This is a genomic window from Pseudarthrobacter sp. CC12, assembly GCF_039907755.1.
GTDB classification, from domain to species: domain Bacteria; phylum Actinomycetota; class Actinomycetes; order Actinomycetales; family Micrococcaceae; genus Arthrobacter; species Arthrobacter niigatensis.
The window spans coordinates 19,565-31,499 of sequence record NZ_JARDJH010000014.1 but is presented as its reverse complement, the minus strand read 5'-3'; the positions used below and the strand labels follow the sequence as shown (position 1 = coordinate 31,499).

Annotated in this window: 15 protein-coding genes and 1 riboswitch; of the genes, 14 read left to right on the top strand and 1 reads right to left on the bottom strand. The window is 67.6% G+C overall.

Features of this window, described 5'->3' with window-relative positions; translation table 11 throughout:
• Positions 1 to 36: 36 nt before the first annotated feature.
• From rpe to hisF, 9 genes are all read left to right on the top strand, one after another.
• A complete protein-coding gene (rpe, locus tag PV772_RS11655) occupies positions 37 to 714 on the top strand; it encodes a ribulose-phosphate 3-epimerase (RefSeq protein ID WP_307362076.1) in 678 nt (225 codons plus the stop codon).
• Between the two features lie 39 nt (positions 715 to 753).
• A riboswitch (FMN riboswitch) is annotated at positions 754 to 902 on the top strand.
• 170 nt (positions 903 to 1,072) lie between these two features.
• Positions 1,073 to 2,212, top strand: coding sequence for a bifunctional diaminohydroxyphosphoribosylaminopyrimidine deaminase/5-amino-6-(5-phosphoribosylamino)uracil reductase RibD (gene ribD / locus PV772_RS11650; RefSeq protein ID WP_347886277.1), 1,140 nt, complete (start codon positions 1,073 to 1,075; stop codon positions 2,210 to 2,212).
• Positions 2,212 to 2,874: a riboflavin synthase gene (locus tag PV772_RS11645; protein ID WP_141181306.1), complete on the top strand. Its 663-nt coding sequence runs from the start codon at positions 2,212 to 2,214 to the stop codon at positions 2,872 to 2,874. Before ribD ends, PV772_RS11645 begins: the two co-directional genes overlap by 1 nt.
• 107 nt (positions 2,875 to 2,981) lie before the next feature.
• Positions 2,982 to 3,644 (top strand): 3,4-dihydroxy-2-butanone-4-phosphate synthase, encoded by a 663-nt coding sequence (gene ribB / locus PV772_RS11640; RefSeq protein WP_347886276.1) that lies wholly within the window; start codon positions 2,982 to 2,984, stop codon positions 3,642 to 3,644.
• Positions 3,641 to 4,375, top strand: coding sequence for a GTP cyclohydrolase II (ribA, locus tag PV772_RS11635; protein ID WP_141160748.1), 735 nt, complete (start codon positions 3,641 to 3,643; stop codon positions 4,373 to 4,375). The genes ribB and ribA overlap by 4 nt, the downstream gene beginning before the upstream one ends.
• A 33-nt stretch (positions 4,376 to 4,408) precedes the next feature.
• Positions 4,409 to 4,897 carry a 6,7-dimethyl-8-ribityllumazine synthase gene (ribH, locus tag PV772_RS11630; protein ID WP_018770776.1) on the top strand — a complete coding sequence of 163 codons (489 nt, stop codon included), beginning with the start codon at positions 4,409 to 4,411 and terminating at the stop codon, positions 4,895 to 4,897.
• A gap of 104 nt (positions 4,898 to 5,001) precedes the next feature.
• Complete coding sequence (locus tag PV772_RS11625; protein ID WP_009358176.1) at positions 5,002 to 5,265, top strand: phosphoribosyl-ATP diphosphatase; 264 nt, start codon at positions 5,002 to 5,004, stop codon at positions 5,263 to 5,265.
• A gap of 81 nt (positions 5,266 to 5,346) precedes the next feature.
• Entirely contained in the window at positions 5,347 to 6,207 is an 861-nt protein-coding gene (gene hisG / locus PV772_RS11620) for an ATP phosphoribosyltransferase (protein WP_141160746.1), read from the top strand.
• A 42-nt stretch (positions 6,208 to 6,249) separates the two neighbouring features.
• Positions 6,250 to 7,026, top strand: a complete 777-nt coding sequence (gene hisF, locus PV772_RS11615) for an imidazole glycerol phosphate synthase subunit HisF (protein WP_141160745.1) — start codon at positions 6,250 to 6,252, stop codon at positions 7,024 to 7,026.
• Positions 7,027 to 7,086: 60 nt separating this feature from the next.
• On the opposite strand, the gene PV772_RS11610 is transcribed toward hisF, so the two are convergent.
• Positions 7,087 to 7,731, bottom strand: a complete 645-nt coding sequence (locus PV772_RS11610; RefSeq protein ID WP_141160744.1) for a TIGR03085 family metal-binding protein — start codon at positions 7,729 to 7,731, stop codon at positions 7,087 to 7,089.
• 112 nt (positions 7,732 to 7,843) lie between these two features.
• Here PV772_RS11610 and hisI point away from each other — a divergent pair, with 112 nt between their 5' ends.
• The 5 genes from hisI to trpC all read left to right on the top strand — a co-directional run bounded on the left by hisI (position 7,844) and on the right by trpC (position 11,845).
• A complete protein-coding gene (gene hisI / locus PV772_RS11605) occupies positions 7,844 to 8,284 on the top strand; it encodes a phosphoribosyl-AMP cyclohydrolase (protein ID WP_347886248.1) in 441 nt (146 codons plus the stop codon).
• Positions 8,285 to 8,396: 112 nt separating this feature from the next.
• Positions 8,397 to 9,959 (top strand): anthranilate synthase component I, encoded by a 1,563-nt coding sequence (locus PV772_RS11600; protein WP_347886247.1) that lies wholly within the window; start codon positions 8,397 to 8,399, stop codon positions 9,957 to 9,959.
• Positions 9,959 to 10,630 carry a Trp biosynthesis-associated membrane protein gene (locus PV772_RS11595; RefSeq protein WP_347886246.1) on the top strand — a complete coding sequence of 224 codons (672 nt, stop codon included), beginning with the start codon at positions 9,959 to 9,961 and terminating at the stop codon, positions 10,628 to 10,630. The genes PV772_RS11600 and PV772_RS11595 overlap by 1 nt, the downstream gene beginning before the upstream one ends.
• 106 nt (positions 10,631 to 10,736) lie before the next feature.
• Positions 10,737 to 11,024 (top strand): HGxxPAAW family protein, encoded by a 288-nt coding sequence (locus tag PV772_RS11590; RefSeq protein WP_141160741.1) that lies wholly within the window; start codon positions 10,737 to 10,739, stop codon positions 11,022 to 11,024.
• Positions 11,024 to 11,845: an indole-3-glycerol phosphate synthase TrpC gene (trpC, locus tag PV772_RS11585; protein ID WP_141181313.1), complete on the top strand. Its 822-nt coding sequence runs from the start codon at positions 11,024 to 11,026 to the stop codon at positions 11,843 to 11,845. The genes PV772_RS11590 and trpC overlap by 1 nt, the downstream gene beginning before the upstream one ends.
• Positions 11,846 to 11,935 lie beyond the last annotated feature (90 nt).

The following is an 11,935-nucleotide window of genomic DNA, read 5'->3' as shown; positions in this document are numbered from 1 at the left end:
GCCGTGGGACCAGAACAACCAGCGAAAGGCATTTCCGTGACGCAGTGCTGCATCAACCCGAGCATCCTCTCCGCCGACTTCGTCAACCTTGAGGCTGAACTGCAGCGGATCAGCAATGCCGATGCCGTGCACGTCGATGTCATGGACAACCACTTCGTACCCAACCTGACCATCGGGTTGCCCGTGGTGCAGCGGATCCAGGCCGTCAGCCCCGTACCGCTCGATGCGCACCTGATGATCGCGGACGCGGACCGCTGGGCGCCAGGGTTCGCGGACGCCGGCCTGGCTTCCGTGACGTTCCACGCGGAAGCATCAGTTGCGCCTATCAAGCTGGCGCGGGAACTGCGCAGCAGGGGAGCCAAAGCAGGGATGGCCCTGCGCCCCGCGACGGCTGTGGAACCGTACCTGGACATGCTGGTGGAACTGGACATGCTGCTCATCATGACCGTGGAACCGGGCTTCGGCGGCCAGGCGTTCCTGGACATCACCCTGCCCAAGATCCGCAGGGCCCGGGCGGCCGTGGAGGGTTCCGGGCTGGGGGTTGCGATCCAGGTGGATGGCGGCATTACCGAAGAGACCATTGCCCGCGCCGCCGAAGCCGGGGCGAACGTCTTTGTGGCCGGTTCCGCTGTGTATGGCGCCGAGGATCCGTCCGCTGCGATCGACCTGCTGCGCGCCAAGGGCAGCCGGACATTACGTGCCGCGACGGAATAACCGGGAGGCCATCCGGGTTGTGGCACAATAACAACACACATACGTGCTCCGGGGTCGGTGTAAGTCCGAACCGGCGGTGACAGTCCGCGACCCGCGAGCCGGTGTCCTCCCAGGAGGATTCCGGCAGACGGTTGAACCGGTGGAATTCCGGTACCGACAGTTAAAGTCTGGATGAGAGAAGCACGTACAGCTGTATCTGCGCAGCCTTTGGGCTCCGCGGCGTTCTGCTGTCGTATCCCCGGAGCCATCGCGGTTCGACAGGGAAGGAACGACGCACAATGAACCCCCAGCGATGGCTCTTAAACGCCGCAAGTCCTGCCGCTTCCAAGGCAGGCAACTACTCCGCATCGGCAGCCGCATGACGGGCGCCGCGAAGCTCCAGCCGGACGCCGGCGTGGTCACAGCCTTCAGTGCCGCCGAAACGGGCGCCATGGAAGACGCCCTTAAGGCAGCACTGGAAGGCCCCCGCGGCGCGAATCCCCTCGTGGGGGCGGTCGTCATCGGGCCTGACGGCCGGCAGCTGGTTTCCGGCCACCACCGCGGTGCCGGGACCGCACATGCCGAGGCCGACGCGATAGCCCAGGCCGCCGCCGTCGGACTGGATCTGTCCGGCTGCACCATGGTGGTCACGCTCGAACCCTGCAACCACGTGGGCCGCACGGGTCCCTGCACGGAAGCGATCATCGCCGCCGGGATCACGGACGTGGTGTACGCCGTGGACGACCCCCATGACCCTGCTGCCGGGGGCGCGGCGACACTGCGTGCAGCAGGCATCCGGGTCCGCAGCGGACTGGGCGCCGATGAAGCCCTGGACCTGAACCGCCAGTGGTTCGAGGCAGTGGCTGCCAAGCGGCCCTTCGTCACCCTCCACATCGCGCAGACCCTTGACGCCCGCATCGCTGCCGAAGACGGCACCAGCCAGTGGATCTCCAGCCCGGAGTCCCTGGCGGACAACCACGGGATCCGCGGCCGCATCGATGCCATCCTGGTGGGCACCCAGACCGTGATGGTGGACAACCCGCGGCTGACCGCCCGGGATGCCGCCGGCAACCCGGCATCCAAACAACCCGTTCGTGCGGTCATGGGCCTGCGTGCCATCCCGGAGGACGCCGCAATCCATGGGGACGACGGCCTGGCCGTCCACCTTCCCACCCGTGATCCGCACGAAGCCCTGTCAATGCTGTATTCGTCCGGCATCCGGCACGTCATGGTGGAGGGCGGGTCCAGCATCCTGAGCTCCTTCCTGGCGGCCGGCCTGGTGGATGAACTCATCGTGTACCTGGCGCCCACACTGCTGGGATCCGGCACCCCTGCACTGAACGGGCTGGGCATCACCAGCCTTCCCGACGCCCAGCAATGGGAATGGGACGCGTCCGACGGCGGCGCGGTACGGACGCTGGGCCGGGACCTCAGGCTCCACCTCAGACCGCAACGGCATGTTGCACTTGACCACCCACCAACCCGCGCAGCCGCGGAGCCAGCCCAGGGAGGCTACTGATGTTTACCGGAATTATTGCCGAGCAGGGGCAGGTGCTGTCCGTCGAGCGGGACGGCAACACCAGCGCCACCGTCCGGCTGCATGCGCCCGCCTCCACCGAGGGCCTGGCACTTGGGGGCTCCATCGCCGTCAACGGTGTCTGCCTCACGGCAACAGCGATTGACGGCAAGGACTTCAGCGTCGACGTCATGGGGGAGACCCTGGTGCGGAGTACCATCGGCGAGCTCACCGCAGGCGACTCCGTCAACCTGGAGCGGTGCGTTCCCGCAGGCGGCCGCCTGGATGGCCACGTGGTGCAAGGCCATGTGGACGGCGTGGGTGTCCTGCTGGAACGGGAAGCCCAAGGCAACTGGGAGCGGCTGCGCTTCGGCGTTCCCGCCAACCTGGCCCGCTACATTGCCGAGAAAGGCTCCATCGCCATCGACGGCGTCTCCCTCACCGTGACAGCCGTCAGCCCGGCCGCGGAGCAGGAACCCTGGTTCGAAGTGGGCCTGATCCCCACCACCCTCGCCGAAACCGGCCTGGGCACCAAGACCACCGGCAGCCGCGTGAACCTCGAAGTGGACGTCCTGGCCAAATACACCGAACGGCTGCTTGCTTTCCGCGGCGCCGGCTCACCGGCAGGAAACGGCGAAGCCGCCCTGGCGGGAGGTGCACGGTGAACGCTGCAGTGCGCCTGGAACCCGCCGTCGCGAACGATCCCCAAACCAGCCAGCCGGTAACCGGTGGCTCCGCCGCGGGCGGGGCGTCATCCGGACCCGCCCGGGGACTGGACTCCATCGCGGACGCCGTGCGGGCCATGGCTGCCGGGCGCCCGGTGCTGGTGGTCGACAACGAAGACCGCGAAAACGAAGGCGACATCATCTTCGCCGCCCAGCACGCAACTCCGGCGCTGATGGGCTGGACCATCCGGTACAGCTCCGGAGTGATCTGCGTGCCGCTGACCGGGGACCGCGCCGACGCACTGGCCCTGCCTCCCATGACGGCTGTCAACGAGGACGCTAAAGGCACCGCCTACACCGTCTCCTGTGATGCGGCCATCGGTGTCAGCACGGGAATATCCGCCACGGACCGGGCCCTGACCGCAAGGATCCTGGCCGACCCGCAGGCCGGACCGGCGTCCGTGACCAGGCCGGGGCATATTTTCCCGCTCCGTGCCGTTGATGGTGGTGTGCAGGAACGCCAGGGCCACACAGAGGCCGCTGTGGACCTGTGCCGCCTTGCGGGCCTTGAGCCTGTCGGGGTGATCGCGGAAGTGGTGTACGACGACGGCGAAATGATGCGCCTGGACGGGCTCCGTTCGTTCGCAGCTGAACATGGGTGCCCCCTCATCTCCATCGAGGACCTGGTGGCGTATCTTGAAGCCGGGGCCGGGGGCGCCCCGGATGAGGATGCCCGGGTGGTCCCGGGTGGAGAAAAGGAGAAACGATGACGGCAGCGGCAGCCAGCGACGACAGCCAGCACAACGGTCACCGCAAGTCCCACGCGGTGTCCGGCGAGGCGCCCCATCCCGTCAGCGGAGGACCTGTAGTGCAACTGCCCACCGCCTTTGGCGACTTCGTGGCGCAGGCGTGGACCGACCTTGTGACCGGTGTGGAGCACCTGGCCGTCAGCTCGCCAAACGCTCCCACCGACGGAAAAGCTCCCTTGGTCCGGCTGCACTCCGAGTGCCTTACTGGCGATGTCTTTGGCTCCTACCGGTGCGACTGCGGGGAACAGCTCGCTTTCGCGCTGGAGCTGATCCGGGACAACGGCGGAACACTGCTCTACCTTCGCGGCCAGGAAGGCCGCGGCATCGGCCTTGCCAACAAGATCAAGGCCTACGCGCTGCAGGAAGCCGGCTTCGACACCGTGGAGGCCAACGAACAGCTGGGCCTTCCCGTTGATGCCCGCTGCTACAAGGCCGCGGCGCAGATCCTGGCCGAAATGGGCCTGCATGAAGTACGGCTGCTGAGCAACAACCCGGACAAGCAGAACAGGCTGGCCAAGGCCGGGGTGACGGTGGTGGAAATGGTTCCCACGGAGGTCCCCTCCCGTGAACAGAACATCCGGTACCTGCGCACCAAGAAGGACCGCATGGAACACCGGCTGCTGCTGGACTCCCAGGTGGCTCCCGTGCCCGTCCCGGCTTCCGAAACCCCCTACGACCACGAACAAGACTGACGTCTTCACGAACGAACGGAACACTGAAAACCCATGAGCGGACACGGCGCCCCCGACATCGACCTCAGCACCCTCAACCCGGCTGAAACCTCGCAGCTGAAGCTGGCCATCATTGCAGCCAGCTGGCACACGCAGATCATGGACGGCCTCCTGGACGGGGCACTCCGCGCCGCCAAGGACGCCGGGATCGCCGAGCCCACCGTGCTGCGGGTCCCCGGCAGCTTCGAACTTCCCGTTGCCGCCGCCCGCCTGGCACCGCACTTTGACGCCGTGGTTGCCCTCGGCGTCGTGATCCGCGGCGGCACGCCGCACTTCGACTACGTCTGCCAGGCCGCGACGTCGGGACTCACCGACGTCAGCGTCTCCACCGGCGTGCCGGTCGGCTTCGGCGTGCTCACCTGCGACAACGAACAGCAGGGCCTCGACCGCGCCGGGCTGCCCGGCTCCAAGGAAGACAAGGGCCACGAGGCCGTCACCGCGGCGCTGGCCACCGCCGTCGTCCTCAAGCAGTACCGCAGCTAAGCGGCACCGCGCTGCACGGGCGCGGTGTGTATTCCCTCACATCGCGCCCGTCATGCAACCGCCCGGGAAGCGCCGCTGCGTCCGCAGCAAGTAGGCTGGAGGGCGTGAAGAATTTCGAGACGCTGTTCGCTGAGCTCAGCGAGAAGGCAGCCACCCGCCCGGAAGGCTCCCGCACCGTCGCTGAATTGGAGTCCGGTGTTCACGGCATCGGCAAAAAAGTCGTTGAGGAAGCAGCCGAAGTATGGATGGCTGCCGAATATGAATCCGATGAAGCTGCGGCCGAGGAAATCTCCCAGCTGTTGTACCACCTGCAGGTCCTCATGCTCGCAAAAGGCCTGACCCTGGAAGACGTCTACAAGCATCTGTAGCCACCGGCCGGCGCTTTGCCGCCGGCTTCCTGTGGCCTGCATTGCCTGAAACCCAGACCTTCCACCCAGAAAGAATTTCCCATGCTGCGAGTAGCCGTCCCCAACAAGGGCTCCCTGTCCGAAGCCGCGTCCGCCATGCTCTCCGAAGCCGGATACCGCCAGCGGCGCGACAGCCGCGAGCTGGTCATGGTGGACCCCGACAACGACATTGAGTTCTTCTTCCTCCGCCCCCGCGACATCGCGGTCTACGTGGGCCGCGGAACGCTCGACGTCGGCATCACCGGCCGCGACCTGCTGCTGGACGCCGAGGTGGAAGCCGAAGAGCTCCTGCCACTGGGATTCGCTGCGTCAACGTTCCGCTTCGCCGGCCCGGTGGGCGATTTCAGTTCGGCCGCCGAACTCGAAGGCAAGCGCCTGGCCACCAGCTACGACGGCCTGCTGCGCAACTACCTGGCCGAACGCGGCATCAACGCCAGGGTGGTCCGGCTCGACGGCGCCGTTGAATCCTCCGTACGCCTCGGCGTCGCGGACGCAATCGCTGACGTCGTGGAAACCGGCAACACCCTCAAGGCCGCCGGCATGGAAATCTTCGGCGAACCCATCCTCAAATCTGAAGCCGTCCTTATCCGGCGCACCGGTTCCGGCGGGGAAGCGAACGGCACGGCCAAGGAAATCGACGTCCTTATCCGCCGGCTCCAGGGCGTCCTGGTGGCGCGCCAGTACGTGCTGATGGACTACGACATCCGCAAGGAGCTCGTGGAGAAGGCCGCCAGCCTGACCCCGGGCCTTGAATCGCCCACCGTCTCCCCGCTGCGCGACTCCGACTGGGTGGCGGTCCGGTCCATGGTTCCCAAGAAGGAAACCAACCGGATCATGGACGAACTGTACGACCTGGGCGCCCGCGCCATTCTGGTCAGCAGCATCCACGCCTGCCGCATCTGAGCACCGGCGACCCCCAGCAGCACTGAAGATCCAGGAGTTCCCATGGCAGTAGCAGTCCGCGTCATTCCCTGCCTCGACGTCGACGCCGGGCGCGTCGTCAAGGGCGTTAACTTCGAGGGCCTCCGCGATGCCGGCGACCCCGTGGAGCTCGCCCACCGCTACGACAACGCCGGCGCCGATGAACTGACCTTCCTCGATGTCACGGCCTCCTCAGGCAACCGTGAGACCACGTTCGACGTCGTCCGCCGCACCGCCGAGGAAGTCTTCATTCCGCTCACCGTTGGCGGCGGCGTCCGCGGCGTGGCAGAGGTGGACAAGCTCCTGCGCTACGGCGCGGACAAAGCCTCCATCAACACCGCCGCCGTGGCCCGGCCCGACGTCATCGACGAAATCACCCGGCACTTCGGTTCCCAGGTGCTGGTCCTTTCCGTTGACGCCCGCCGCACCCGGCCGGGGTCCCAGCCCACACCGTCGGGGTTTGAAGTGACCACCCACGGCGGCCGCACCGGCACCGGGATCGACGCCATTGAGTGGGCCAGGGAAGCGGCCGACCGCGGGGTGGGGGAGATCCTGTTGAACTCCATCGACGCGGACGGCACCAAGGACGGCTTCGATCTCGAACTCATCAAGCTGGTCCGCGCCGCTGTAAGGGTTCCGATCATCGCGTCCGGCGGAGCGGGGGAGCCGGCGCACTTTCCGCCCGCCGTCGCGGCCGGTGCGGACGCGGTCCTGGCCGCCTCGATCTTCCACTGGGGACCGGACAACATGATGTCCCAGGTCAAGGACGCGATCCGCGAAGCAGGCTTCGAAGTCAGGTAGTCCCCAACCGCTCCCTCACCCCGCTTCGGCCAGGGAACCCTGCGGGCGCTGGCCCAGCCTTTAGAGTCCTACTTCGGCTGACTGGAGGAGGGCGACGGCGTCGGGCTGGCCTTCGAAGGTGACCAGGGCGTGGCGGGTGCGGCCATGGGCGTGCATGAGCAATTCACCCGGCTCACCGACGATTGCCACCGAAACAGGTGCCCGCTTGGCGACGTGGCGGGGGCCGGACGGACGGACCAGGACAATGCCAAGGTCCACGCCGCGGTAGAGGATGGCGGCACGCTTGACCAGTTCGTCCCACAACGCATCCGAGTAGGCCTCGTCCAGGGCCCTGGGCGCCCACCGGTCCACGGCACGGCGGACGTCCTCCGTATGGACGAAGTATTCAATCAGGTTTGCGCTCTCGTCCAGCGCAGGGATGCTCATCGGAGAGAGGGCAGGCGGCCCGGCGCGGAAGGTGTTCACCAGCCGGGCGTAGTCCTCGTTGGTGGTGAGCTTGGCGGCCAGCTTCGCGGTGGCCTGGTCAGAGGCCTTTGCCAGGCGCTTGATGATCAAACCGAGCCCGACGGCGGCCTTCCGCTCGCGCAGGTAAAGGTGCGCGGCAAGGTCCCTGGTGCGCCAGCCCTTGCACAGCGTGGGCGCATCAGGGCCGGCCGCAAGCAGGGTTTCGGCAAGGACTTCTCGGGACGGTTCGACGAAATGCATCACTTGTGAAACTAGCACGAGTGGTGTGGAGATGGGCAGCACTGCGGCGGCCGGTGGCGTGCCGTTGTTCACAACAGGAGAACGCTCCGGCGGAGGCACTAGACTTGAGGCGATGTCTGAGCAGCCAACCCCCGTCCAAACCGCAGGATCCGCCGCGTCCCACGTGCCGGCGTCGTCCGTCGGCCCCTCACCGGCGAGCCCGCTTCCCAAGGAGGTGGCCGCCGCCCTCAAGCGCGATGGCGCGGGCCTGGTGGCCGCCGTGGTGCAGCAGTATGACACGAACGAAGTGCTCATGCTCGGCTGGATGGACGACGAAGCCCTGCACCGCACCATGACCACCGGCCGCGTGACGTTCTACTCCCGCTCCCGCCAGGAGTACTGGCGCAAGGGGGACACCTCGGGACACGTCCAGTGGGTGAAGTCCGTAGCCATGGACTGCGACGGCGACGCCCTCCTGGTGCGCGTCGACCAGGTTGGTGCCGCGTGCCACACCGGGACCCGGACCTGCTTCGACGGCAGGGACCTTGACGTCGTCGCAGGCCAGGCGGCCTAGGCGGAACACACGCCCGGGCCGGCCCGCAGCCGGCTGCGGGCATCCCATGCAAAGCACATCCAAGGAACCGGCGCTGCCGGGCCTTTCGAAGAACAGGCGGACAAGCACAGCCATGCAGGACCTCGGAACCATCAGCCCCAGCCTTGAGGAGTTCCGCGAACTCGCCGGCCACAGCCGCGTCATTCCCGTCCGGCTCAAGGTGCTCGCCGACGCCGAAACCCCCATCGGCCTGTACCGGAAGCTGGCCCAGGGGCAGCCCGGCACCTTCCTCATGGAATCGGCCGCCGTGGGCGGAGCCTGGTCGCGCTATTCCTTCATCGGTGCCCGGTCGCGGGCCACGCTGACCACCAAGGACGGCCAGGCGCACTGGCTGGGCGAGCCGCCCGCCGGGGTACCGGTCACCGGCAGCCCGGTGGACGCCATCCGCGACACCATCGAGGCCCTGCGCACGGACCGGTTCGAGGGGCTCCCGCCCTTCACGTCCGGCCTGGTGGGCTTCCTCGGCTGGGAAACTGTCCGCCACTGGGAGCGGCTGGTCAGTCCGCCGGAGGACGATCTGCACCTGCCCGAGATGGCCCTGAACCTGGTCACGGACATGGCGGTGCACGACAACGTTGACGGCACGGTCCTGCTGATTGCCAACGCCATCAACTTCGACAACAGCTCCGAGCGGGTCGATGAGGCCTGGCATGACGCCGTCGCCCGGGTCAAGGAACTCCTGGCCAGGATCAGCGCGCCCGTGGTGCAGCCGGTCTCCGTGCTGGCACCGGCAGCCCTGGACTTTGCGTCCAGTGTCCAGGAACGCTGGGACGAAGCCGAGTACCTGGCAGCCCTGGACCGCGGCAAGGAAGCCATCGTTGACGGCGAGGTCTTCCAGGTGGTGATCTCGCGCCGCTTCGAGATGGAGTGCAAGGCATCTGCCCTGGACGTCTACCGCGTGCTCCGTAACACCAACCCCAGCCCGTACATGTACATCTTCAGCCTTGAAGACGCCGAGGGCCGCGAATACTCCATCGTCGGGTCCTCCCCGGAGGCACTGGTAACGGTCACCGGCGAGGAAGTCATCACCCACCCCATCGCCGGTTCCCGCCCCCGCGGCAAGACCGTCGAAGCGGACAAGGCACTGGCCGAGGAACTGCTGGCCGACCAAAAGGAACGCGCCGAGCACCTCATGCTGGTGGACCTGTCCCGCAACGACCTCTCCAAGGTCTGCGTTGCCGGCACCGTCGATGTCACCCAGTTCATGGAGGTGGAGCGCTTCAGCCACATCATGCACCTGGTATCCACCGTGGTGGGGCAGCTCGCCCCGCAGGCCAAAGCCTATGACGTCCTCAAGGCCACGTTCCCGGCCGGCACGCTCTCCGGGGCCCCCAAGCCCAGGGCGCTGCGCCTCCTCGATGAACTGGAACCGCACCGCCGCGGCATCTACGGCGGCGTGGTGGGCTACCTCGACTTCGCCGGCGACATGGACATGGCCATTGCCATCAGGTCCGCGCTGCTCCGCGAGGGGCGCGCCTACGTCCAGGCCGGGGGCGGCATCGTGGCAGACTCGGTGAACCCCACCGAGGCCATGGAAACCGTCAACAAGGCCGCCGCCCCGCTGCGTGCGGTCCACACCGCCGGATCCCTGCACAACATTTCGGCGGAATCCCTCCCCGGCGGGACCGATTCCTGATGACGGGTTCCGGAGCAACGGTTGACCCCGCAGGCAACGCCGGCACACCAGGCGGTGCCGGCAAACCCGGGACGCCCCGCGCCACGCCCGCGTGGGCACGCAAGTCCACGCTGGTGCTGCTGATCACGGTCCTGGCGCTGGCAGCCTTCGGCAGCACCACGCAAACCTGGATGACAGCCACCCTCGACCCCAACCAGGCAGGGCAGGCCGGCGCCGCGCAAAGTGTCATCCAGGTGCAGGGCAGCAAGGCCGCCACCACCGTGACGGCCCTGGCGCTGGTGGCCCTGGCCGGCGGACTTGCCGCTGCCATTGCCGGCAGGATCGCCCGGTGGGTCATCACCGCCATCATCGTCCTGGCCTCCGCCGGCGTTGTTACCGCCGCGGCGATCGTCCTGGCGGACCCGCTCGCGGCCGCGCAGGGCACCATCGCAGGCGCCACCGGGATCTCCGGCAGCCAGGCGCACGTTGAGCTCACCCCCTTCCCGGCACTCGCCGTCGCCGCCGGCTGCCTGCTGGCGCTGGCAGCCCTGCTGATCCTGCCGGCGTCCCGCCACTGGAAGACACGGACGAAATATGACGCACCCGACGCCGCCGGGACCGCTGCAGCGGCCGGGCCGGTGGACGAGATCGACAGCTGGGACCGGCTTTCCCGCGGCGAGGACCCGACCTAAGGCCTTCGGCCGCCACCGCCGGGCAAGGGCGTCCAGCCCTGCGGTACGCGGGCGGCGGCCAAAAAATGGCAGAATGTAAGCAGTATCCACCCTGAGGAGATTTTCCATGAGCAAAGCACCTGCGTCCGTTTCCAAGTCCGGCACCCGCCAGGTCGCCCCGGGCGCCATTGACCACAGCCAGGAACTCGGCCACGGCAACAGCCCGGCCGCATGGACCTGCGTAATCGTCATGCTCGTCGGCGCGCTCATCGCAGCCATCGCCTTCGTCATCGCCAGCACCCCCATCTTCATCGGCGGCGCCGTTGTCATGGTGATCGGCCTGATCCTCGGTTACGTCATGCGCAAAGCCGGCTACGGCGTCGAGGGCAGCAAGCTGAAGAACTCCGGCCACTGATGGCCACTGTTCTCGATGACATCAACGCCGGTGTCAGGGAGGATATGGACGCCAGGAAGCGCCTTGTTACCCTGGCCGAGCTGAAGGACCTGGCCCAGGCCGCGGCACCCGCCCGCGACGCCTGGGCAGCCCTCGGTGGGACGTCCCCAACGCGGGAACAGCTGAAAGTCATCGCCGAAATCAAGCGCCGCAGTCCCTCCAAAGGCGATCTCGCCAGCATCGGGGATCCGGCGTCGCTCGCCCGGCAGTACGCCGACGGCGGTGCCTCCGTCATCAGCGTCCTCACCGAACAGCGCCGCTTCAACGGGTCCCTGGCCGACCTTGATGCCGTGCGCGCCGCCGTCGACATCCCGCTGCTGCGCAAGGACTTCACGCTCGACGAGTACCAGGTCTGGGAGGCCCGCGCCCACGGCGCCGACCTCATCCTGCTCATCGTGGCGGCCCTGTCGGACGCCCAGCTCTCCGAGTTCAGCGCCCTCAGCCGGGAGCTCGGCATGAACGTCCTGGTGGAGACGCACACCGAGGAGGAAATCGACCGGGCCGTGGCGGCCAACGCCCGGATCATCGGCGTCAACGTACGCAACCTGAAGACGCTCGACGTCGACCGTTCCGTGTTTGCCTCACTCGCGGGAATGATCCCCGCAGAGGCCGTGGTGGTGGCCGAGTCAGGCGTCCGGGACGCTGACGACGTCACGCATTACGCCGCCAGCGGTGCCAACGCCATACTGGTGGGCGAGGCCCTGGTGAGCCACGCGACCCCCCGGGAGCGGATCGCCGAATTCACTGCCGCGGGTGCCGCCGCGATCGCTGCCCGCGCCTGAGGCACACAGCATTCATCCTGCGGGGCCGCTGGCGGGCCGGCAGGGCAGGCACATATTTCCGGCCTCCGGCCGGAGCCGCACACTTTTGAC

Bases quoted from the DNA above. Each gene is read 5' to 3' on its own strand.
- ribD (WP_347886277.1), top strand. From the start codon at position 1,073: ATGACGGGCGCCGCGAAGCTCCAGCCGGACGCCGGCGTGGTCACAGCC.
- PV772_RS11645 (WP_141181306.1), top strand. From the start codon at position 2,212: ATGTTTACCGGAATTATTGCCGAGCAGGGGCAGGTGCTGTCCGTCGAG.
- ribA (WP_141160748.1), top strand. From the start codon at position 3,641: ATGACGGCAGCGGCAGCCAGCGACGACAGCCAGCACAACGGTCACCGC.
- ribH (WP_018770776.1), top strand. From the start codon at position 4,409: ATGAGCGGACACGGCGCCCCCGACATCGACCTCAGCACCCTCAACCCG.
- hisG (WP_141160746.1), top strand. From the start codon at position 5,347: ATGCTGCGAGTAGCCGTCCCCAACAAGGGCTCCCTGTCCGAAGCCGCG.
- hisF (WP_141160745.1), top strand. From the start codon at position 6,250: ATGGCAGTAGCAGTCCGCGTCATTCCCTGCCTCGACGTCGACGCCGGG.
- PV772_RS11610 (WP_141160744.1), bottom strand. From the start codon at position 7,731: ATGCATTTCGTCGAACCGTCCCGAGAAGTCCTTGCCGAAACCCTGCTT.
- hisI (WP_347886248.1), top strand. From the start codon at position 7,844: ATGTCTGAGCAGCCAACCCCCGTCCAAACCGCAGGATCCGCCGCGTCC.
- PV772_RS11600 (WP_347886247.1), top strand. From the start codon at position 8,397: ATGCAGGACCTCGGAACCATCAGCCCCAGCCTTGAGGAGTTCCGCGAA.
- PV772_RS11595 (WP_347886246.1), top strand. From the start codon at position 9,959: ATGACGGGTTCCGGAGCAACGGTTGACCCCGCAGGCAACGCCGGCACA.
- PV772_RS11590 (WP_141160741.1), top strand. From the start codon at position 10,737: ATGAGCAAAGCACCTGCGTCCGTTTCCAAGTCCGGCACCCGCCAGGTC.
- trpC (WP_141181313.1), top strand. From the start codon at position 11,024: ATGGCCACTGTTCTCGATGACATCAACGCCGGTGTCAGGGAGGATATG.